The sequence below is a fragment of the Streptomyces sp. NPDC090106 genome (assembly GCF_044747265.1).
Lineage (GTDB): Bacteria > Actinomycetota > Actinomycetes > Streptomycetales > Streptomycetaceae > Streptomyces.
Map to the genome: position 1 here is coordinate 608,198 of NZ_JBIVDS010000001.1, position 21,852 is coordinate 630,049.

Annotated in this window: 19 protein-coding genes and 1 tRNA gene; 16 read left to right on the forward strand and 4 right to left on the reverse strand. The window is 70.4% G+C overall.

The window, feature by feature from the left end:
- Window positions 1–63: 63 nt before the first annotated feature.
- Genes desA through ACIPSE_RS02715 form a run of 4 tightly spaced genes read left to right on the forward strand, consistent with a single transcriptional unit; the run spans window position 64 to window position 5,096 of the window.
- Window positions 64–1,506, forward strand: coding sequence for a lysine decarboxylase DesA (gene desA / locus ACIPSE_RS02700; RefSeq protein ID WP_401656634.1), 1,443 nt, complete (start codon window positions 64–66; stop codon window positions 1,504–1,506).
- Entirely contained in the window at window positions 1,490–2,767 is a 1,278-nt protein-coding gene (locus tag ACIPSE_RS02705) for a lysine N(6)-hydroxylase/L-ornithine N(5)-oxygenase family protein (RefSeq protein ID WP_401656636.1), read from the forward strand. Before desA ends, ACIPSE_RS02705 begins: the two co-directional genes overlap by 17 nt.
- Complete coding sequence (locus ACIPSE_RS02710) at window positions 2,764–3,327, forward strand: GNAT family N-acetyltransferase (RefSeq protein WP_401656638.1); 564 nt, start codon at window positions 2,764–2,766, stop codon at window positions 3,325–3,327. The genes ACIPSE_RS02705 and ACIPSE_RS02710 overlap by 4 nt, the downstream gene beginning before the upstream one ends.
- Complete coding sequence (locus tag ACIPSE_RS02715) at window positions 3,324–5,096, forward strand: IucA/IucC family protein (RefSeq protein WP_401656640.1); 1,773 nt, start codon at window positions 3,324–3,326, stop codon at window positions 5,094–5,096. Before ACIPSE_RS02710 ends, ACIPSE_RS02715 begins: the two co-directional genes overlap by 4 nt.
- 92 nt (window positions 5,097–5,188) lie before the next feature.
- On the opposite strand, the gene ACIPSE_RS02720 is transcribed toward ACIPSE_RS02715, so the two are convergent.
- A complete protein-coding gene (locus tag ACIPSE_RS02720; RefSeq protein WP_401656642.1) occupies window positions 5,189–6,790 on the reverse strand; it encodes a beta-N-acetylhexosaminidase in 1,602 nt (533 codons plus the stop codon).
- Between the two features lie 153 nt (window positions 6,791–6,943).
- On the opposite strand from ACIPSE_RS02720, the gene ACIPSE_RS02725 reads away from it, so the two are divergent.
- On the forward strand, window positions 6,944–8,443 hold the full coding sequence (locus tag ACIPSE_RS02725) for a ricin-type beta-trefoil lectin domain protein (protein WP_401656644.1): 1,500 nt from the start codon (window positions 6,944–6,946) through the stop codon (window positions 8,441–8,443).
- 21 nt (window positions 8,444–8,464) lie between these two features.
- The gene (locus ACIPSE_RS02730) at window positions 8,465–9,355 is read left to right on the forward strand and encodes a DUF4429 domain-containing protein (RefSeq protein WP_401656646.1); all 891 of its coding nucleotides are present in this window, start codon (window positions 8,465–8,467) and stop codon (window positions 9,353–9,355) included.
- A gap of 17 nt (window positions 9,356–9,372) precedes the next feature.
- On the opposite strand, the gene ACIPSE_RS02735 is transcribed toward ACIPSE_RS02730, so the two are convergent.
- Window positions 9,373–10,935: a purple acid phosphatase family protein gene (locus tag ACIPSE_RS02735; RefSeq protein WP_401656648.1), complete on the reverse strand. Its 1,563-nt coding sequence runs from the start codon at window positions 10,933–10,935 to the stop codon at window positions 9,373–9,375.
- 175 nt (window positions 10,936–11,110) lie between these two features.
- On the opposite strand from ACIPSE_RS02735, the gene ACIPSE_RS02740 reads away from it, so the two are divergent.
- Together ACIPSE_RS02740 and glmS are read left to right on the forward strand one after the other, a co-directional pair.
- On the forward strand, window positions 11,111–11,368 hold the full coding sequence (locus ACIPSE_RS02740) for a hypothetical protein (protein WP_401656651.1): 258 nt from the start codon (window positions 11,111–11,113) through the stop codon (window positions 11,366–11,368).
- 28 nt (window positions 11,369–11,396) lie between these two features.
- Window positions 11,397–13,214: a glutamine--fructose-6-phosphate transaminase (isomerizing) gene (gene glmS, locus ACIPSE_RS02745; protein ID WP_401656653.1), complete on the forward strand. Its 1,818-nt coding sequence runs from the start codon at window positions 11,397–11,399 to the stop codon at window positions 13,212–13,214.
- A 111-nt stretch (window positions 13,215–13,325) separates the two neighbouring features.
- On the opposite strand, the gene ACIPSE_RS02750 is transcribed toward glmS, so the two are convergent.
- The gene (locus ACIPSE_RS02750; RefSeq protein ID WP_401656655.1) at window positions 13,326–13,853 is read right to left on the reverse strand and encodes a universal stress protein; all 528 of its coding nucleotides are present in this window, start codon (window positions 13,851–13,853) and stop codon (window positions 13,326–13,328) included.
- A gap of 310 nt (window positions 13,854–14,163) precedes the next feature.
- Here ACIPSE_RS02750 and ACIPSE_RS02755 point away from each other — a divergent pair, with 310 nt between their 5' ends.
- The 6 genes from ACIPSE_RS02755 (at window position 14,164) to ACIPSE_RS02780 (ending at window position 18,027) form a co-directional block, all read left to right on the forward strand.
- Window positions 14,164–14,469: a hypothetical protein gene (locus ACIPSE_RS02755; protein ID WP_401656657.1), complete on the forward strand. Its 306-nt coding sequence runs from the start codon at window positions 14,164–14,166 to the stop codon at window positions 14,467–14,469.
- Between the two features lie 377 nt (window positions 14,470–14,846).
- Window positions 14,847–16,043, forward strand: a complete 1,197-nt coding sequence (locus tag ACIPSE_RS02760) for a helix-turn-helix domain-containing protein (protein WP_401656659.1) — start codon at window positions 14,847–14,849, stop codon at window positions 16,041–16,043.
- A 140-nt stretch (window positions 16,044–16,183) separates the two neighbouring features.
- The gene (gene orn, locus ACIPSE_RS02765) at window positions 16,184–16,786 is read left to right on the forward strand and encodes an oligoribonuclease (protein WP_401656661.1); all 603 of its coding nucleotides are present in this window, start codon (window positions 16,184–16,186) and stop codon (window positions 16,784–16,786) included.
- 128 nt (window positions 16,787–16,914) lie between these two features.
- Window positions 16,915–16,987: transfer RNA gene (locus ACIPSE_RS02770), tRNA-His, on the forward strand.
- 95 nt (window positions 16,988–17,082) lie between these two features.
- On the forward strand, window positions 17,083–17,613 hold the full coding sequence (locus ACIPSE_RS02775) for a GNAT family N-acetyltransferase (RefSeq protein ID WP_401656663.1): 531 nt from the start codon (window positions 17,083–17,085) through the stop codon (window positions 17,611–17,613).
- Between the two features lie 150 nt (window positions 17,614–17,763).
- Complete coding sequence (locus ACIPSE_RS02780) at window positions 17,764–18,027, forward strand: hypothetical protein (RefSeq protein ID WP_401656665.1); 264 nt, start codon at window positions 17,764–17,766, stop codon at window positions 18,025–18,027.
- Window positions 18,028–18,060: 33 nt separating this feature from the next.
- Here the strand turns inward: ACIPSE_RS02780 and ACIPSE_RS02785 are convergent, their stop codons facing one another.
- Window positions 18,061–19,116, reverse strand: a complete 1,056-nt coding sequence (locus tag ACIPSE_RS02785) for a LacI family DNA-binding transcriptional regulator (RefSeq protein ID WP_401656667.1) — start codon at window positions 19,114–19,116, stop codon at window positions 18,061–18,063.
- 401 nt (window positions 19,117–19,517) lie between these two features.
- Here ACIPSE_RS02785 and ACIPSE_RS02790 point away from each other — a divergent pair, with 401 nt between their 5' ends.
- Entirely contained in the window at window positions 19,518–20,837 is a 1,320-nt protein-coding gene (locus ACIPSE_RS02790) for an extracellular solute-binding protein (RefSeq protein WP_401656669.1), read from the forward strand.
- A gap of 5 nt (window positions 20,838–20,842) precedes the next feature.
- Entirely contained in the window at window positions 20,843–21,850 is a 1,008-nt protein-coding gene (locus ACIPSE_RS02795; RefSeq protein ID WP_401656671.1) for a carbohydrate ABC transporter permease, read from the forward strand.
- Window positions 21,851–21,852: the final 2 nt, after the last annotated feature.

A 21,852-nucleotide genomic window follows, 5' to 3' on the forward strand; every position in this document is an offset into this window, starting at 1 on the left:
CCGATCCACCGTTCGATCCCCCTGCCCGGACTGCCGGACTCTCCCCACCGGAGGACCCCCACCATGCGCTCGCACCTGCTCAATGACACGACGGCGGAGCGGTACCGCCGCACCGTGACCGACGGAGTAGAGCGGGTGGCAGCCAAACTCGCCGCCACCGACCGTCCGTTCACCGGTGTCACCGTCGACGACCTCGCCCCGGCCATCGACGCGATCGACCTCGACCGGCCCCTGCTCGACACCGACGCCGTGCTCGACGAGCTGGAGGACGTGTACCTCCGCGACGCGATCTACTTCCACCACCCCCGCTACCTCGCCCACCTCAACTGCCCGGTCGTCATACCGGCGGTGCTCGGCGAGGCGATCCTCTCCGCCGTCAACTCCTCCCTGGACACCTGGGACCAGTCGGCCGGCGGCACGCTCATCGAGCGCAAACTGATCGACTGGACGACCGCCCGGATCGGCCTCGGCCCCAACGCCGACGGCGTGTTCACCTCCGGCGGCACGCAGTCCAACCTCCAGGCGCTCCTCCTCGCCCGCGAGGAGGCGAAGACCGACTCGCTCGCGAAACTGCGCATCTTCGCCTCCGAGGTCAGCCACTTCAGCGTGAAGAAGTCCGCGAAACTGCTCGGCCTCGCCCCCGACTCCGTGGTCTCCGTCCCCGTCGACCACGACAAGCGGATGCAGACCGTCGCGCTCGCCCACGAGCTGGAGCGCTGCAAGGCGGCGGGCCTGGTCCCCATGGCCGTCGTGGCCACCGGTGGCACCACCGACTTCGGGTCCATCGACCCGCTGCCCGAGATCGCCGAACTCTGCGCCCAGTACGGCACCTGGATGCACGTGGACGCCGCCTACGGCTGCGGGCTGCTCGCCTCCGTGAAGTACCGCGGCCGGATCGACGGCATCGAGCGCGCCGACTCCGTCACCGTCGACTACCACAAGTCCTTCTTCCAGCCGGTGAGTTCGTCCGCCGTGCTGGTGCGTGACGCGAGCACGCTGCGGCACGCCACGTACCACGCGGAGTACCTCAACCCCCGGCGCATGGTGCAGGAGCGCATCCCCAACCAGGTCGACAAGTCCCTGCAGACCACGCGCCGTTTCGACGCCCTCAAGCTGTGGGTGACCCTGCGCACGATGGGCGCCGACGGCATCGGCCAGCTCTTCGACGAGGTGTGCGACCTGGCGGTGGAGGGCTGGAAGCTGCTGGCCGCCGACCCGCGCTTCGACGTCGTCGTGGAGCCGAGCCTGTCCACCCTCGTCTTCCGCTACATCCCCGCGGCGGTCACCGACCCCGCCGAGATCGACCGCGCCAACCTGTACGCCCGCAAGGCCCTGTTCGCGTCCGGTGACGCGGTGGTCGCGGGCACGAAGGTGGCCGGCCGCCACTACCTGAAGTTCACCCTGCTCAACCCCGAGACGACGGCCGAGGACATCGCCGTCGTCCTCGATCTGATCGCCGGCCACGCCGAGCAGTACCTGGGAGAGTCCCTTGACCGCGCGTCCTGAAAACCCCACCAAAACCTACGACTTCGTGGGGATCGGGCTCGGCCCCTTCAACCTCGGCCTGGCCTGTCTGACCGAACCCATCGACGAACTCGACGGGATCTTCCTGGACTCGAAGCCCGACTTCGAGTGGCACGCGGGCATGTTCCTGGACGGCGCCCACCTCCAGACGCCGTTCATGTCGGACCTGGTCACCCTCGCCGACCCGACCTCGCCGTACTCCTTCCTGAACTACCTGAAGGAGAAGGGGCGGCTGTACTCCTTCTACATCCGCGAGAACTTCTACCCGCTGCGCGTCGAGTACGACGACTACTGCCGCTGGGCCGCGAACCGGCTGAGCAACGTGCGCTTCGGCACCACGGTCACGGAGATCGAGTACGCCGACGAGCTGTACGTCGTGCGGACCGCGGCCGGGGACACCTTCCGCGCCCGGCGGCTCGTGCTCGGCACCGGCACCTCCCCCCACCACCCGGCCGCCGTCGAGGGGCTCGGCGGGGACTTCCTGCACAACTCCCGCTATGTACAGAACCGCGCGGAGCTGGTGAAGAAGGACTCCATCACGATCGTCGGCTCCGGGCAGTCCGCCGCCGAGATCTACTACGACCTGCTCTCCGAGATCGACGTCCACGGCTACCGGCTGAACTGGGTGACCCGCTCCCCGCGTTTCTTCCCGCTGGAGTACACCAAGCTCACGCTGGAGATGACCTCGCCGGAGTACATCGACTACTACCGCGCGCTGCCGGAGGCCACCCGCTACCGGCTGGTCAAGCAGCAGAAGGGCCTCTTCAAGGGCATCGACGGCGACCTCGTCAACGACATCTTCGACCTGCTCTACCAGAAGAACCTCGGCGGGCCCGTCCCCACCCGGCTGCTCACCAACTCCAGCCTGAACGCGGCCCGTCACGAGAACGGCACGTACACGCTCTCCTTCCGCCAGGAGGAGCAGGAGAAGGACTACGACATCGAGACGCAGGGCCTGGTGCTCGCCACCGGCTACGCGTACACCGAGCCGGAGTTCCTCAAGCCGGTGCAGGACCGTCTGGTGCGGGACTCCCACGGCAACTTCGACGTCGCCCGCAACTACGCGATCGACGTCACCGGCCGCGGGGTCTTCCTGCAGAACGCCGGCGTGCACACCCACAGCATCACCAGCCCCGACCTGGGTATGGGCGCGTACCGCAACAGCTCCATCATCCGTGAGCTGCTCGGCAGCGAGTACTACCCGGTCGAGAAGACCATCGCGTTCCAGGAGTTCGCCGTATGAGCACCACCGCCCCACAGGTGGCCGCCTTCACCTTCCGCCCCCTCGACCCGCTCAAGGACGCCGAGCTGCTGCACGGCTGGGTCACCCACCCCAAGGCCGCGTTCTGGATGATGCAGGACGCGAAACTGGAGGACGTCGAGCGCGCCTACATGGAGATCGCGGCCGACGAGCACCACCACGCGCTGCTCGGCCTCGACGAGACGGGCATCCCCGTGTTCCTGATGGAGCACTACGACCCGGCGCACCGTGAACTGGTCGGCCTGTACGAGCCGTTGCCCGGTGACGTCGGCATGCACTTCCTCACCCCGGCGACCGACAGGCCGGTGCACGGCTTCACCCGGTCGGTCATCACCGCCGTGATGGCGCACCTCTTCGAGGACCCGGCCGTGGAGCGGGTCGTCGTCGAGCCGGACGTCTCCAACAAGGCCGTCCACGCCCTCAACGAGGCCGTCGGGTTCGTCGCCGAGCGGGAGATCCAGAAGCCCGAGAAGAAAGCGCTGCTGAGCTTCTGCACCCGGGCGCGGTTCGTCGCCACGCAGAGGAAGGCGGTGTCCGTATGAGCCTCGCCGACTCCGTCGCCCATCTCTCCCCCGAGCGCTGGGAGCAGGCCAACCGGCTGCTCGTGCGCAAAGCGCTCGCCGAGTTCGCCCACGAGCGGCTCATCACGCCGGAGGCGACCGCCGACGGCACCTTCGAGGTCCGCAGCGACGACGGGCTGACCCGCTACCGGTTCAGCGCCGTGCGCCGCGCCCTCGACCACTGGCAGGTCGACGCCGACTCGATATCCCGTCGTCGGGACGGCGTCGACCTCCCCCTCGCCGCGCTGGACTTCTTCATCGAGCTGAGGTCGGCGCTGGGGCTGAGCGACGCGATCCTGCCGGTCTACCTGGAGGAGATCTCCTCCACGCTCTCCGGCACCTGCTACAAGCTCACCAAGCCGCAGGTGCCGGTCGCCGAGCTCGTCTCCAGCGGCTTCCAGGCCATCGAGACCGGGATGACCGAGGGCCACCCCTGCTTCGTCGCCAACAACGGCCGTCTCGGCTTCGGCATCCACGAGTACCTCTCGTACGCCCCGGAGACCGCGAGCCCGGTCCGGCTGATCTGGCTGGCCGCGCACCGCGATCGCGCCGCGTTCACGGCGGGCGTGGGCATCGAGTACGAGTCGTTCGTGCGCGACGAGCTGGGCGAGGAGACCGTCGGGCGCTTCGCCTCGACCCTCACCGAACAGGGCCTGGACCCGGCGGACTTCCTCCTCATCCCCGTGCACCCCTGGCAGTGGTGGAACAAGCTCTCCGTCACCTTCGCCGCCGAGGTCGCCCGCCGTCACCTGGTCTGTCTCGGTGAGGGCGACGACGAGTACCTCGCCCAGCAGTCCATCCGGACCTTCTTCAACCGCTCCAGCCCCGAGAAGCACTACGTGAAGACGGCCCTGTCCGTCATCAACATGGGCTTCATGCGCGGCCTTTCGGCGGCCTACATGGAGGCCACGCCGGCCATCAACGACTGGCTGGCACAACTCATCGACAACGACCCCGTGTTGAAGTCCACGGGCCTGTCGATCATCCGGGAGCGGGCCGCCGTCGGCTACCGCCACCTGGAGTACGAGGCCGCCACGGACCGCTACTCGCCGTACCGCAAGATGCTCGCCGCGCTGTGGCGCGAGAGCCCGGTGGGGTCGCTGCGGGAGGGCGAGTCCCTCGCCACGATGGCCTCGCTCGTCCATGTCGACCACGAGGGCAACTCCTTCGCGGGCGCGCTGATCGAGCGGTCCCGGCTGACGCCCGTGGAGTGGCTGCGCCGCTACCTGACGGCGTACTTCACGCCGCTGCTGCACAGCTTCTACGCCTACGACCTCGTCTACATGCCGCACGGCGAGAACGTCATCCTCGTCCTGAAGGACGGCGCCGTCGAGCGCGCGATCTACAAGGACATCGCCGAGGAGATCGCCGTCATGGACGTGGACGCGGTGCTCCCGCCGGCCGTCGAACGGCTGCGCGTGGACGTCCCGGAGGACAAGAAGCTCCTGTCGATCTTCACGGACGTCTTCGACTGCTTCTTCCGCTTCCTCGCCGCGCACCTCGCGTCCGAGGGCATCGTGGAGGAGGACGTGTTCTGGCAGACGGTCGCCGACATCACCCGGGAGTACCAGGAGTCGGTGCCCGAACTCGCCGAGAAGTTCGAGCGGTACGACATGTTCGCCCCGCGGTTCGCGCTGTCCTGCCTCAACCGGCTCCAGCTGCGCAACAACGAGCAGATGGTGGACCTGGCGGATCCGGCGGGCGCCCTCCAGCTCGTCGGCGACCTGGACAACCCCCTCGCGGGGCGGTGACACCCCGGGCCCCCGCGGCCCCCTGAGACAGACGGGCACCCCGGAGTACGGTCCTCCGGGGTGCCCGTCGCCGTTCCTCGGCCGCACCCCGCTCAGACGGCCGGCCAGGGCACCTGCGGCGCCCGGAAGTAGCCGATGCCCTGCGCGTCCCAGCGCGGCCCCTGCGCCGCGAGCCGCACCCGGTACTCCGCCCAGTCGTGCGTGGCCGCGGGCGACCAGCCGAGCTCGGCGACGCCCGCGAGGCGCGGGAACGCCATGTACTCGATGTCGGCGCTCGTCACGATCGTCTCGGTCCACAGCGGCGCCTCGACGCCCCGGACCGCCGAACCGGGCACCCCGGGAAGGTAGTCGCCCGGATCCCAGTCGTAGGCCCGCCGCACGTCGACCAGTCCCGCCCAGTCCTGGCCCAGCGGCGTGTCCGCGTCGTACTTCATGTCGAGGTAGACCCGGTCGGCGGGCGACAGGACGATCCCGGTGCCGTTCCGCGCGGCGGCGGCGACCTGTTCCTTCTCGGCGGCGCTCGTGTCGTCCAGCCCCCAGTACTGGGCCACGGCGCCCTTCGCGGGCGTCGCGCCGGTGAGCTGGTGCCAACCGACCACGCTCTTGCCGTACCGGGCGGCGACGGGCTGTACCCGGTCCATGAACGTGACGTAGTCCTCGTGGCTGGTGGAGTGCGCCTCGTCGCCGCCGATGTGGAGGTAGCGGCCCGGGGTGAGCGCGGCGAGTTCGCGGATCACGTCGTCCACGAAGTCGTAGGTGATCTCCTTGCCGACGCACAGCGAGCTGAAGCCGACCTCCGTGCCGGTGTACGGCGGCGGGGCGACGCCGTCGCAGTTGAGTGCGGCGTAGGAGGCGAGGGCCGCGTTGGTGTGGCCGGGCATGTCGATCTCGGGGACGACCTCCAGATAGCGGGAGGCGGCGTACCGGACGATCTCCCGGTACTCGGCCTTCGTCCAGTGACCGCCGGGGCCGCCGCCGACCTGGGTGGAGCCGCCGACGGTGGTGAGCCTCGGCCAGGAGTCGACGGCGATGCGCCAGCCCTGGTCGTCGCTGAGGTGCAGATGCAGGGTGTTGAGCTTGTACTGCGCCAACTGGTCGATGTACCGCTTGACCTGGCCGACGGTGAAGAAGTGCCGGGACACGTCCAGCATCGCGCCGCGCCAGCCGTAGCGCGGGCGGTCCGTGATCGTGCCGCCGCCGACGAGCCAGGGGCCGGGCTGTACGGAGTCCTTCTCGACGGCGGCCGGCAGCAGCTGGCGCAGGGTCTGCACCCCGTGGAAGAGGCCGGCGGGCCGCGCGGCCGTGATGGTGACGCCCTGGGTGCGGCTGTCCAGCCGGTACCCCTCCGCTCCGAACGGGCCCTCGGTGAGGCGTAGTTGGATGCCTCCGCCCGAGCCCGCGGCGACCGGCAGCCGGTAGCCGGTGGAGGGCCGCAGCACGTCCGCGAGGTACTCGCCGATCCGGCGCGCCTCCCCCGGTCCGTCGACCCCGATCCGGGTGCCGGCCGTGATGCGGTACGGCTGTCCGCCCGGCACGGCCCGCTCGGGCGCCGGGACGATCCGGTCAAGTGGCGTGCTCCCTGCGGGCGTCGGCGCGGGGGCCGCCGCGCCCAGGGTGAGCGAGCCCGCCGCCACGAGCAGCAACGCGCCCAGAATCCGGGTCGTACGGGGAGTCGTTCCGTGGTGCCGTCTCACCTGCGCTCCCTTCGGTGGGCCATCCGGGGTCCGCCCCGGATTGGTGCAGACCACTGTGCCCGCACACCCCCGGGGAACGGAAGCGCACAGCTCCGTCACAGGTAGCCCCACTACGGTCCACACCTTGCCGTGACGGCTCAAGGGGGGACGACGATGTCCGAGCACACCGCACAGCAAGACGGCACGACCTGGACACCTCCACCGGAGGAGGTGTCGGCGGTGCTCGCCTACGCGAGCGCCTTCTGCGGCAAGGAGCACGCCGCGATCGACCTCGTGCGCGAGGTCCTGTCCCGGAGCGCCGCGGCCCAGGGTCCCGCCGCGCGCCTGACGCTGCTGGCGGACGTCCGGCGGACCGCCAACGTGTGGGTGCGCGACGAGCGGGCCGGGCTGCTGCGGCCCGGGTTCCGGTCCTGGGCGGGGCGGGCGGCGGACACGTTCGGGTCCGTGGACACCCTGCGCCGGGTGGAGCACACCTCGCTCCTGCTGGCCGCCTTCGAGGAACTGCCCGAGCAGTCGCGGGCCGCCCTGTGGCTGTGCCTGGCCGAGCGGGACGAGTCGGCTCTGGCCGCTCGACTCCTCGGAACCTCCGAGGAGTTCGCCGTGTCGATGGCCGACTCGGCACGGGCCCGGATCGCGGACTCCTTCCTGCGGCTGCGCGCCGAGCGCACGGCCGACGCGCGCTGCGTCCACTACGGCACGATGCTCGGCGCGATCGCCCGCGGCACCCATCGCGAGACGCCCGGGGACCTGCGTCGGCACCTGGACGACTGCCGTTTCTGCGCCCACGACTACACCCTGCTGCGCGCCCTGACCACGGGCGACCCCGAGGAGCTGCGTGCCCTCCTGGTCGACCAGGTCCTGGTGTGGGGCGGCCCCGCCTACCGTGCGGCGAGACAGGGCCCGGCCGGGCCCGCCCCGGCCGAGCGGCCCGCGGGTCCCGTCGACGAGGAGCCGCCGGCGCCGGCGCCCGAGCGGCCCGCCCCGGAGTGGTCCGCCCCCGAGGAGCCCGCCCGGCGCCGCCGTCGGCCGGTCCTGGCCGTCGCCGTGGCCGTCGTCCTCACCGCGCTGGCCACCACGGCCACCCTGAGGTTCCTGGGCGAGGACGCGGAGACCGCCGCCGCCGATCCGGACCCCGCCCCCTCGGCCGCCTCCTCCGCCGCCTCACCGTCCGCCTCGCAGTCGGCGTCCACGGGCACCGCCGTCGCGACCGTCGCCCTGAAGAACACCGGCACCGGCCGCTGTCTGGCCGCCGCCGCGGGGAACTCCTTCGACAACACCGCCGCACCGGCCGCCTGCGACGGCGCCGCGACCCAGCGGTGGCAGGTGGTGCTCGTCGACAAGGCCGAGCGCACCTACGAGCTGCGGCACGTCTCCTCCACCCTCTGCCTGGACATCGCGGGCGACCGGGTCGCCGGTGACCCCATGCAGCTGCGGCCCTGCGCCTACGAACAGGGCAAGGACGCCCCGTACCCGGAGGACCAGGACTTCCGGCTCCGGGCCGTGGACGGCGGCTTCACCATGGTCTGCGCGGACAACCCGGACATCGCCGTCGGCGTGCGCTCCGGCGAGATCCGTATGCTGGCGGCGGCCGGATCCGGCCGGGCGATCCGCTTCGCGCTCGACGACGACCTCGGTGCCGCCCTCTCCCGGTAGCCCGAATGCCAGACTTGCCCCATGGCGGAAATCATCCAGAAGGACGGCACCTGGACCTTCGACGGCGACGCCCTGCGGCTGACCCCCGGACGCGACAAGAACGTCAGCCTGTTCCGCAAGACCCTGGGTGAACTCGTCGTGCCGCTCGGGGCGTTGGCGGGGATCTCGTTCGAGCAGGGCAAGCGGACCGGGCGGCTCAGGCTGCGGCTGCGCGACGGCGCCGACCCCCTGCTGCACGCGACCGGCGGCCGGCTCGTCGAACCCAACGACCCCTACCAGCTCCTCGTGGAGTCCGACCGGTACGGCGTCGCCGAGTACTTCACCGACGAGGTCAGGAACGCCCTGCTGCTGGACGAGGTGCCCGCCGACCCGGTGCGGGAGTTCCTGCTGGCCGGCCCGGCCGTCCCGCTGTCGGTGTCCGCGGGGGACGGCACGGCGAGCTTCGACGGCGAGCGCGTGCGGCTGGAGTGGAACTGGAAGACGGAGGACGCCAAGGCAGCCGCGGGGGTGCGCACCCTCGCCCTGGCCGACCTGACCGCCGTGGAGTGGCATCCGGCGGCGGGCCTGGAGAACGGCTTCCTGCGTTTCACGGTGCGCGGCGCCTCCACCAAGGCGCCGCCCAAGTACGACACCAACTCGGTGGAGCTGTGGGGCTTCAAGAAGGACCCGCTGATGGCGCTGGTCGCGGCGGCGGTCCGGGCCAGGCTCCCCCACCCGTCCCGGACCGCCGCCCTCGGCGCACCGCCGTCACCGTCCGCGCAGCCGCCCGCCGCCCCGGCCGCCGCGCCCGTGGAGGACGGGCACGACGCGCTCCTGCGCCGTCTGCGCGAGCTGGGGGAGCTGCACCGCACGGGCGTGCTGACGGAGGAGGAGTTCACCCTGGCCAAGCAGGCGATACTCAGGCGGATGTGACGTCCCCCGTACCGGGGTCACTTGGCCTTGCGCGCCACCGTGAAGTGGTCGATCCGCTCGCCGGTCTCGGCGATGCCGGACACCTGGAGCCGGGCGAGGTGTCCCCTGGCCGCCGGCTCCACGTCCACGCGCAGGAACGAGTAGTCGAGATACCGCACCCGCGACCAGGTGACGGTCTCGTTCACCTTGCCGTCCTTGGTGTTGACGAACGAGGCGACCGACTCGACCTCGTGGGGGTTGCCCTCGTAGGAGTCGGGTGCGGTGAAGGCGTACAGGCTCTTGCCCGCCGCGCCCGCCGTCACGTAGACGACGCCCTCGGTCTCGGAGTAGGCGGTCTCCCCGATCGGAAGCTTCTTGACGACCTTGCCGCCCTTGATGACGTCGGTGCGCTCGTACTGGTGGTTGTGGCCGTTGATGACCAGGTCGACCGTGTACGTGTCGAAGAGCGGCACCCACTCCTGCCGCACCCCGCCCTCGGAGGCGTGCGCGGTGGAGGTGCAGTAGGCGCAGTGGTGGAAGAAGACGACGATGAAGTCGATGTCCTTCGCGGCCCGGAACGTCCTCAACTGCCCCTCGAGCCACCGGGTCTGCGTCCCGCCGGAGATCCCGAGGTTGGCCGGGATCTCGTACGACACGTCGTTCGGGTCGAGGGAGATGATCGCGGTGTTGCCGTGGACGAAGGAGTAGACGCCCGGGAGGTTGTCGGGGTCGGGGCCGTTGTCCGGGAGGTTCCAGCGGGCCTGCTCGCCGCCGTAGCCGTTGGGCGAGTACCAGGCCTCCATGTCGTGGTTGCCGTAACTCACCATCCAGGGGACGGACTTGGCGACCGACTCGGTCTGGGCGAGGAACTGGTCCCAGGTGCGGGAGTCGAAGCCGGTGTCGGTGCTCCTGCCCTGGCCCGCCGGGTCGGCGTAGGCGATGTCGCCCGCGTGGAGGTGGAAGCTGGGGTTCTGGCCGAGGATCAGGGCGTCGTTGGCGAGGCCGTGGTAGCTGACGCCCTGGTCGCCGAAGGCGGTGAAGGTGAACGGTGTGGTGTGCGAGGGCGCGGTGGTGAAGGTGCCCAGGGTGCCGGCCAGGTGCGCCTGGGCCGGGTCGAAGCCCTGGTGGCCGACTCCGTAGTAGTAGGTCTGGCCGGGGCGCAGACGCGTCAGCTCGGCGTGGACGTAGTACTGGGTGTGGTCGCCGCTCACGCCGACGCCGGCCGGGGTGTACAGGGTGCGGACCTCGGCCTCGATCTTGCGGGAGAGGTCCCAGGGGTGGGCGCCGATCCGCACGAAGGGCTTCTTGACGGCGACCGGCACCTGCCAGGAGACCGTCATCTCCGTGCGGGCGTCGGCGCCGTAGGCGAGGTGGCGGCCGAAGGGGGCGACGAGGGCCCCGTCGACGGTCTCGGTGCGGCTGAGGGGCTGGGTGGCCGGGGCTGCCTGGGCGGTGGCGCCCGGGACGAACGCGCCGCCGACGACGGCACCCACGGTGACGGCGCCGCCGCGGATCAGCGTGCGCCGGGAGAATCTGGCGCGCAGGTACTCGTGCTGCTCGGCCATGCTCATCCGGTCGGCGAGCTGGTCGGGTACGCCCATGCGAGGAATGTCCATGGCTGGACAAGTTCCACGTCGCACACATCCCGCCGCGAAACAACCGGCCAACTAACACCCATGGGCGTTTAATAACTCTCCCAAAGGCGCCTGACACGCTCCTGCCCGAAATCGGGCAGGATTCTTGCGAAAGCTCTCCTCCTCCCCCAGGATCTACCGAGTGCACGACGACCTCGTTGATCATCTGACCCGCACCACGCCCCTCCAGCGGGGCGAGGCGCTGCGGGTGATCCAGGACGTGCTCGCCTACTTCGACGAGACGACCGAGGAATACGTCCGTCGCCGCCACCGCGAGCTCCAGGCCCAGGGCCTGGTGAACGCGGAGATCTTCGAACGGATCGAGGCGGAGCTGAAATACCGGGCGGTGGCCCCGGCGGAGCTCACGCTCCGCCAGCTCCGCCGGATCGTCTACGGCTAGAGCGCCAGGAAGCCAGGCTTACGTAAACATGTGCGGAATCGTCGGATACATCGGCAAGCGTGATGTGGCCCCCCTCCTCCTGGAGGGCCTCCAGCGTCTGGAGTACCGCGGCTACGACTCGGCCGGCATCGCCATCACGGCGCCGAAGACCTCGGGTCTGAAGTCGGTCAAGGCCAAGGGCCGGGTCCGCGACCTGGAGGCCAAGGTCCCGGCACGCTTCAAGGGCACCACCGGCATCGCCCACACCCGCTGGGCCACCCACGGCGCCCCCTCCGACGTGAACGCGCACCCGCACCTGGACGCCACGGGCAAGGTCGCCGTCGTCCACAACGGCATCATCGACAACGCCTCCGACCTGCGCCGCAAGCTGGAGGCGGACGGCGTCGAGTTCCTCTCCGAGACCGACACCGAGGTCCTCGTCCACCTGATCTCCCGCTCCCAGGCGGAGAAGCTGGAGGACAAGGTCCGCGAGACCCTCCGGCTGATCGAGGGCACGTACGGCATCGCCGTCCTGCACGCCGACTTCCCCGACCGGATCGTCGTCGCCCGCAACGGCTCCCCGGTCGTGCTCGGCATCGGCGAGAAGGAGATGTTCGTCGCCTCGGACATAGCGGCCCTGGTCGCCCACACCCGCCAGATCGTCACCCTCGACGACGGCGAGATGGCCACCCTCAAGGCCGACGACTTCCGCACGTACACCACCGAGGGCACCCGTACGACGTCCGAGCCGACCACCGTGGAGTGGGAGGCGGCCTCCTACGACATGGGCGGCCACGACACGTACATGCACAAGGAGATCCACGAGCAGGCCGACGCCGTCGACCGCGTCCTGCGCGGCCGGATCGACGACCGCTTCTCCACCGTGCACCTCGGCGGCCTCAACCTGGACGCCCGCGAGGCCCGCCAGATCCGCCGGGTGAAGATCCTCGGCTGCGGCACCTCGTACCACGCCGGCCAGATCGGCGCCCAGATGATCGAGGAGCTCGCCCGCATCCCCGCGGACGCCGAGCCCGCCTCCGAGTTCCGCTACCGCAACGCGGTGGTGGACCCCGACACCCTCTACATCGCCGTCTCCCAGTCGGGCGAGACCTACGACGTCCTCGCCGCCGTCCAGGAGCTCAAGCGCAAGGGCGCCCGCGTCCTCGGCGTGGTGAACGTGGTCGGCTCCGCGATCGCCCGCGAGGCCGACGGCGGCGTCTACGTGCACGCGGGCCCCGAGGTCTGCGTCGTGTCGACCAAGTGCTTCACCAACACCACGGTCGCCTTCGCCCTGCTCGCCCTGCACCTCGGCCGCACCCGCGACCTCTCGGTCCGCGACGGCAAGCGGATCATCGAGGGCCTGCGCAAGCTGCCCGCGCAGATCGCCGAGATCCTGGAGCAGGAGGCGGAGATCGAGAAGCTGGCCCAGCAGTACGCCGACGCCCGCTCGATGCTCTTCATCGGCCGCGTGCGGGGCTACCCGGTGGCGCGCGAGGCCTCCCTCAAGCTCAAGGAGGTCTCCTACATCCACGCGGAGGCGTACCCCGCCTCCGAGCTCAAGCACGGCCCCCTCGCGCTGATCGAGCCGGCCCTCCCCACGGTCGCGATCGTCCCCGACGACGACCTGCTGGAGAAGAACCGTGCGGCCCTGGAGGAGATCAAGGCCCGCAGCGGCAAGATCCTCGCGGTCGCCCACCGGCACCAGGAGAAGGCCGACCAGACGATCGTCGTGCCCAAGAACGAGGACGAGCTCGACCCGATCCTCATGGGCATCCCCCTGCAACTCCTCGCCTACCACACGGCGTTGGCCCTGGGCCGCGACATCGACAAGCCGCGCAACCTCGCCAAGTCGGTGACGGTCGAGTAGCCGGCCCCCACGACGACGGAACGGACCCCCGCGTACGCCTTCGTACGCGGGGGTCCGTCTTCGTGGCCGGGGCCGCCCGGGTCGCCCGGCGCCGGGCGGGCGGGCGGCGGATCAGGGAATGACTACGACGGGCCGCTTGGCCCGCTTGGCGAGGCGTCCGGCGACGGAGCCGAAGATGCGTCCGACGATGCCGTGGGTCGACCCGACGACGATCGCGTCCGCCTCGTACTCCCGCCCCACCTCCTCCAGTTCGTGGCAGATGTCGCCGCCACGCTCCACGAGGATCCAGGGCACCTCGGACAGGTAGTCCGCGCAGGCGAGTTCGAGGCCGAGCACCTCGGTGCGGTGGTCGGGGACGTCGACGAAGACCGGCGGCTCGCAGCCCGCCCACACGGTGGTGGGCAGCCGGTTGGCGACATGCACGATGACCAGGGCCGAGCCGGAGCGGTGGGCCATGCCGATGGCGTACGCGAGGGCACGCTCGCTGGAGGTGGAACCGTCGAAGCCGACGACCACCCCGTGCTTGAAGGCGGGGTCGCAGGAATGACGTGGCTCTTCGGCCGCCAGGGGCTCGGCCGCCGTGGGGTCGGCGACGGGCCGCTTGCGGTCCGCGGGTTCGAAGAATTCGTGACCGGCCATGGCTGTCTCGGCGTTGTGATCCTTAGTGGGAGGGACGACAGTGTGCAGCGGAGCTGTGTCCGGGAATCATCTTCCCAACCCCATACCCCCAAGGGTACGGCGGCACGCCTCCTAAAGCCCAGATCCCGTCCACGGTCAGTGGGGGTTCGAAGGAGCATGCACGAGGGGGCGCCCGTAACGCAATGGTTGCTGCGCTGTACAGGCGGTTTGCACAGGATTCACGTGCGGGTGGCCCCCGGGCGGCCGTACGGGCAGTGACCGACCGCTCGAACAGCCGTTGAACCCGGCGAGCCACCCCAGGGAGCACGCCATGTCCGGACACCGACCCCCCACCGACGACTCCGCCACGGATGTGGTCCGCTGGGCCGCCTTCAGTTGCGTCCTCGTCCCGGTGGTCCTTCTCTGGTACGGCGGCTCGCTCGCCGGCGCCGCGGGAACCGCCCTGGGACTGGCCGCCGTCACAGCGGTGTGCCGGGTGCTCCTGCGTCAGTCGGAGCGCGGTGCGGCCCGGCTGCTCGCCGAGGAACACGCGCCGCACCGCGGCCGTCGTCACCGCGGCATGAACGGAGCCCGCCGGGGCAGCCGTCATCCCGGGGGAAACTCACCGGTCGCTTGACCGGTTTCCGCGCACGGACCCGTATCTTTTCAGCCAACTTCTCGCCCCTGCGCGCCCTTGGCCCTGACCACCCCCCACCCCCCGTTCGACCTGCACGGAAAGGGTCCCGGAGGGACTGCGCACCCTACGTGGATTGGCCACTACGACAAGGCGCACTTCCCTGCACGGCCCACGAGTGCAACGCTTCGTGATCGAATGCTTCACGCCAAGTTGCCATGTCGACATTGTGCCGGTTGCCGAACTGGTCACCCCGGCACCACGGGACACAGTAGATTCGATCTTGACGTCTTACGGCGGGGGACTCGTGCAGGACCGAGGGGAAACGTGCAGGAGCGACACAACCGAGGAGCCGCGACCACCGAGGGGGGCTTAGCAGTATGAGCCACGACTCCACTGCCGCGCCGGAAGCCGCGGCCCGGAAGCTTTCCGGGCGACGCCGCAAGGAGATCGTCGCGGTGCTGCTGTTCAGCGGCGGCCCCATCTTCGAGAGTTCCATACCGCTGTCGGTGTTCGGGATCGACCGCCAGGACGCCGGCGTGCCCCGCTACCGGCTGCTGGTGGCGGCGGGCGAGGAAGGCCCGCTGCGGACCACGGGGGGTCTCGAACTCACCGCGCCACACGGCCTGGAGGCGATCGCACGGGCAGGCACGGTCGTCGTGCCCGCCTGGCGCTCGATCACCTCGCCACCGCCGGAGGAGGCCCTGGACGCGCTGCGCCGGGCCCACGAGGAGGGCGCCCGCATCGTAGGGCTGTGCACCGGCGCCTTCGTCCTCGCGGCGGCGGGCCTGCTGGACGGCCGCCCCGCGACGACGCACTGGATGTACGCGCCGACACTGGCCAAGCGCTATCCGTCGGTGCACGTGGATCCGCGCGAACTCTTCGTCGACGACGGTGACGTGCTGACCTCCGCCGGCACGGCGGCCGGTATCGACCTCTGTCTGCACATCGTGCGCACGGACCACGGCAACGAGGCGGCCGGCGCGCTGGCCCGCCGGCTGGTGGTCCCCCCGCGCCGCTCGGGCGGTCAGGAGCGCTACCTCGACAGGTCTTTACCCGAGGAGATCGGCGCCGACCCGCTCGCCGAGGTCGTCGCCTGGGCGCTGGAGCATCTCCACGAGCAGTTCGACGTGGAGACGCTGGCCGCGCGGGCGTACATGTCGCGCCGTACCTTCGACCGCCGCTTCCGCTCGCTGACCGGATCCGCCCCGCTCCAGTGGCTGATCACCCAGCGGGTGCTCCAGGCCCAGCGTCTGCTGGAGACGTCGGACTACTCGGTGGACGAGGTCGCGGGCCGCTGCGGCTTCCGCTCGCCGGTCGCGCTGCGCGGGCACTTCCGCCGCCAGCTCGGTTCGTCGCCCGCCGCGTACCGGGCCGCGTACCGCGCGCGCCGGCCGCAGAACGAGCGCCCGTCCGACGACGGGGCATCGGGTCCGCTGGGTCCGGGCTCCGTGTCCCCGCTGCACCCGGACGCCGGTCCCGTCCCGCTCCAGACCCGCCGTACGGCGGCGGCGAGCGCGATGGGCCCCGGGGCGCAGCTCTCGGCGAGCCTGCCGGGGCAGCGCAGCGGCGCCTGAGACAGGCCCGGGACGCCGGGCGGGGTGAGTCGCTCACCCCGCCCGGCGTCCCGGCGTTCCCGCGGGCCCGCCGGGCGCGGGCCCCAGCCGGGGGACCCCGCGGGCATCCCAAATGACGGCGCCCGCCTTAGGGTGGTCGCATGAACGATCGCATGGTGTGGATCGACTGCGAGATGACCGGTCTCTCGCTGTCCGACGACGCTCTCATCGAGGTGGCCGCCCTCGTCACCGACTCCGAGCTGAACGTGCTCGGCGAAGGTGTGGACATCGTCATCCGCCCGCCGGACCGGGCGCTGGAGACGATGCCGGAGGTGGTGCGTCAGATGCACACCTCGTCCGGCCTGCTGGAGGAGCTGGCCGGCGGCACGACCCTCGCGGACGCCGAGGCGCAGGTCCTCGCGTACATCCGCGAGCACGTCAAGGAACCCGGCAAGGCCCCGCTGTGCGGGAACTCGGTGGGCACCGACCGCGGCTTCCTCGCCCGGGACATGACCGCGCTGGAGGGCTACCTCCACTACCGGATCGTCGATGTGTCGAGCGTCAAGGAGCTCGCCCGGCGCTGGTACCCGCGGGCGTACTTCAACAGCCCCGAGAAGAACGGCAACCACCGCGCGCTCGCCGACATCCGGGAGTCCATCGCGGAACTGCGCTACTACCGCGAGGCCGTCTTCGTGCCGCAGCCGGGCCCCGACTCGGACACCGCGCGGACGATCGCGGCGAAGCACGTCGTGCCTGCTCAGTAGGGGGATCGAGGGACGTTCGGGGTCCGTCGCAGAGGGTGCGTGAAAGCCGTGCGCGAGCACCCCTTCGGACCCTGTACACTTTTTCTCGGCCGGTCGGGGAAACCCACAGAGCAGTAAAGCCGGTCATGGTGGGTGTAGCTCAGCTGGTAGAGCACCTGGTTGTGGTCCAGGATGCCGCGGGTTCGAGTCCCGTCACTCACCCTTCACCATCAGCCGGTGATCTTGTCTCCAAGATCACCGGCTGATTGCGTTGAGTCGGCGCACCCCTGACGGAACTCCGGAGTTGAGAGGCCCCCGTGCCCGTCCCCACCAGCCCCGTCCCCACCGCCCGGCTGGACCTCGTCCCCCTGCGCGCGGAGCACGCCGAGGAGATGGCGACCGTCCTGGCGGACCCGGCGCTGCACCGGTTCATCGGCGGCGAGCCGCTGCCCGCGGACGCCCTGCGCACCCGCTACGAGCGCCTGGTGAGCGGCTCCGACGACCCCGCCGTCACCTGGCACAACTGGGTCCTGCGGCTGCGCGCCGACGCCGCCCTGATCGGCACGGTCCAGGCCACGGTCACCCCGGCCCGGTACACCGCAGAGATCGCCTGGATCACCGGCACCCCCTGGCAGGGTCACGGCTACGCCTCCGAGGCGGCCCGGGCTCTGGTCACCCACCTGATCCGGCACTACGTCCGCACGATCACGGCCCACATCCACCCGTCGCACAGCGCCTCAGCGGCAGTGGCCCGAGCAGCGGGCCTCTCCCCCACCACGGAATCCCACGAGGGAGAAACCCTGTGGCGGCTGACGCTGAGCACCCGCCAACTCCCCTGGGCCACCTGACAGATACCGGCGTATCGTCAAGAGATGAGCCATTCACGACAGGGGAGGCTCATCATGTCGGATCACCCTGATCAGGGCTGGCAGCCGCCACCCCGGCCCCCGGCCCGAGCCCCGACCGGCCGCCGCAGCCGCTTTCCCCGATGGCGCCCCATGACCTGGGTGGTCCTGGCGTTCAACCTGCTCATGCTGCTCTGGCTGATCGCCGGAATCAACGGCGCCTCCGGCGAAGGCGACAGCTGCGTCGATCAGCTGTGCGAAGACGCCAACGACGTCGGCACGGCCATCGGCGTCGGCGTCATCCTCTTCGTCTGGGCCACCGGGGCCGTGATCCTGGGCGTCGTCCGGATGGTCACCAACCGCTCCTTCCCGCAAGGACGGCGGGAACGGACCCAGCGGCCCCCACAGCGCTGGTGACCCACCCGCACCGCCCCGCGGAGCCGACGGCCCCTACGACGAAGCCCGGGCCACCAGTTCTGTCGCCAGGACCACCTGGCGGCGGTCCAGCTCTCTTGAGGCCGCCGGGCGGCGGTCGGCGATCTCGCTCAGGAGGAGGTTGATCATCCGACGGCCCATCTCCGCGATGGGCTGGCGGACGCTGCTCAGCGGGGGGTCCATGTGGCGGGCGATGGCGGAGTCGTCGTAGCCGACGAGGGCGACGTCGTCGGGGATGCGGCGGCCCCGCTCGCGCAGCGTCTGGCGGGCGCCGGCCGCGGTGACGTCCGAGGCGGCGAAGACGGCGTCGATGCCGGGGGTGCGGGCGAGGAGCGCCTCCATCGCGGCGGTGCCGCCCTCCTCGGTGAAGTCGCCGGGTTCGATCAGCGACTCGTCGGCCGGGTGGCCCGCGTCGCGCAGGGCCGCGCGGTAGCCGTCGATACGCCGCTGGGCACCGTACACGTCGAGGCGTCCGGTGATGTGCGCGATCCGGGTACGCCCTTGGTCCAGCAGGTGCTCCACCGCCTGGCGGGCGCCGCCGTAGTTGTCGGAGTCGACCGAGGGGAGCGTCTCGGCGGCGGACCGCGGGCCGCTGATCACCGCGGGTATCTCCAGTTGGGACAGGAGGTCGGGCAGCGGGTCGTCCGCGTGGACCGAGACCAGCAGCACCCCGTCCACCCGGTGCGCCGCCAGGTACTGGGCGAGGCGGCGCCGCTCCCGGTCGTTGCCCGCGAAGATCAGCAGGAGCTGCATCTCCGTCTCGGACAGCTCCGCGGCGACACCCTTGAGCATGTCCGAGAAGTACGGCTCCGCGAAGAACCGGGCCTCCGGCTCGGGCACCACGAGCGCGATCGCGTCCGTCCGGTTGGCCGCCAGGGCGCGCGCGGCCGTGTTGGGGACGTACCCCAGCTCGGCGACCGCCGCCTCCACCGCGGCGCGGGTCGCGTCACTGACCCGGGGCGAGCCGTTGATCACGCGGGAGACCGTGCCACGACCGACTCCGGCGCGTACGGCCACTTCTTCGAGGGTCGGACGGCCTCCGCTCCGGCCCCGCGCTCCGTGGCTTGCCATTGGCTCCGCCCTCCACCGTCGTCATCACGCTGGCCTGGAATGTAACAGTCGCGGCCGACACGGTCGCCGTCGCTCCGGATCAGCGTCGCAGGCAGGGCCGCCGTCAGCGGCGTCCACCCGGACTGCCTGCCTCCGCTCGGGGCGCGGCCGGATATCGTCCACCGACCCCGTCCCTCGACGTTAGTTAACACTCAGATAACTGAAGACATATCTCCTTGCCCACTCCCTTGACACCCCCGCCGAGACCGACGACTCTTCAACTCATCACTGGTGGGAGCGCTCCCACAGTACCTGACACATACACATCCCGCACGTTCCCCGCCCGAGCCGCAGCGTGAACTAACGGGCCCAACAATGCAGTTGGCCGGGGGGTCGGCACGTCAGGGCAACAGGAGGACGCAATGCGAGCACGTACCCGAACCGCCCGGAGCAGGGTGGTGGTCCTCGCGGCCGTAGCGTCGCTGGGCGCCGGGCTGCTGGCCGGCTGTGCCGACGACGGCAAGGACGACAGCGACAGCTCGTCGTCCGGCGGCGGAGGCAAGACCAAGATCACCCTTGGGCTGTTCGGCACCGCGGGCTTCGAGGAGTCCGGGCTGTACAAGGAGTACGAGAAGCTTCACCCGGACATCGACATCCAGCAGACGGTCGTCGAGCGCAACGAGAACTACTACCCCGCGCTGCTCAACCATCTCACCACCAACAGCGGTCTGCAGGACATCCAGATGGTCGAGGTCGGCAACATCGCCGAGATCGTCGGGACGCAGGCGGACAAGCTGACCGATCTGTCCAAGTACGCGAAGTCCAGCGACTACCTGGACTGGAAGTGGCAGCAGGCCACCACCAGCGGCGGCCAGACGGTCGGCGTCGGCACCGACATCGGCCCGATGGCGATCTGCTACCGCAAGGACCTGTTCGAGGAGGCCGGACTCCCCACCGACCGCGAGGAAGTGGGCAAGCTGTGGGCCGGCAGCTGGGACAAGTTCATCGACGTCGGCAAGCAGTACAAGGCCAAGGGCGCCAAGGGCACCACCTTCCTGGACTCCCCCGGCGGTCTCATCCAGGCGATCCTGAGCAGTGAGAAGGACCGCTTCTACGACTCCTCCGGCAAGGTCATCTACAAGACGAACCCCGCGGTGAAGTCGGCGTTCGACCTCACGGCCGCCGCCGCCGAGGACGGACTGGTGGGCAACCAGACGCAGTTCCAGCCCGCCTGGGACACCACCATCGCCAACAGCAAGTTCGCGGCGATGTCCTGCCCGCCGTGGATGCTCGGCTACATCAAGGGCAAGTCGAAGGACGACGCGGCCGGCAAGTGGGACATCGCCCAGGCCCCGAAGTCCGGCAACTGGGGCGGCTCGTTCCTGAGCGTCCCCAAGTCCGGCAAGAACGTCGAGGAGGCCGCGAAGCTGGCCGCCTGGTTGACCGCTCCCGAGCAGCAGGCCAAGCTCTTCGGCGTGCAGGGCAGCTTCCCGTCCACCCCGGCGGCGTACACGTCGAGCGAGGTGACGGGCGCGAAGAACGACATGACCGGTGACGCGCCGATCGGTCCGATCTTCGCCGAGGCCGCCAAGAACATCCCCGTGCAGACGATCGGCCCGAAGGACCAGATCATCCAGCAGGGCCTGACCGACAACGGCGTGATCCTCGTCGCCCAGGGCAAGTCGCCCAAGGAGGCCTGGGACAACGCCGTGAAGACCATCGACAACGCCCTGGACCAGTGACCCGTATGACCACTGGGCACGACACCGCTGCCGCGTCCCCCGTGAAGGGGGGCGCGGCCCCGGCCCGCCCGCCGGGCCACGACTCGGCGGACGAGCGCCGCCGGGCCCGGCTCTCCCGCCGCTGGCAGCGGGACGTCCGCTGGAGCCCGTACAGCTTCGTGGCGCCGTTCTTCCTGCTGTTCCTCGCGTTCGGCCTGTTCCCGCTGCTGTACACGGGCTGGGCCTCGCTGCACCAGGTGGAGCTGACCGCGCCCACCGACATGAACTGGGTGGGGCTGAAGAACTACACCCGGATCTTCGACGACGAGTTCTTCTGGAACGCGGCGAAGAACACCCTGACCATCGGGATCATCTCGACGGTGCCGCAGCTGGCGATGGCGATGGGGCTCGCCCACATCCTCAACTACAAGCTGCGCGCCTCGACGTTCTACCGGGTCGCGATGCTCGCCCCGTACGCCACGTCGATCGCCGCCGCCTCCCTGGTCTTCGCCCTGCTGTTCGGCCGTGACTACGGCATGATCAACTGGGCGCTGAACTTCGTCGGCGTCGACAACATCGACTGGCAGAACGAGAAGTGGGCCTCCCAGATCGCCGTCTCCACCATCGTCATCTGGCGGTGGACCGGGTACAACGCGCTGATCTACCTGGCGGCGATGCAGGCCATCCCGCAGGACCTGTACGAGTCCGCGGCGCTCGACGGGGCCAGCCGCTGGCAGCAGTTCTTCCATGTGACGCTGCCGTCGCTGCGCCCGACGATCCTGTTCACCACCGTCGTGTCGACCATCGGCGCCTCCCAGGTCTTCGGTGAGCCGCTGCTGTTCGACGCGAACAAGGGCGCCTCGGGCGGCTCCCAGCACCAGTTCCAGACGCTCGGCCTGTATCTCTACGAACAGGGCTGGGTGAACCAGCACCTGGGCCGTGCCTCCGCGATCGCCTGGACGATGTTCCTGATCCTCATCGTCATCGGGATCGTCAACTACGTCATCTCGCGCCGGCTGCGCGCCAGTAGTTAGGA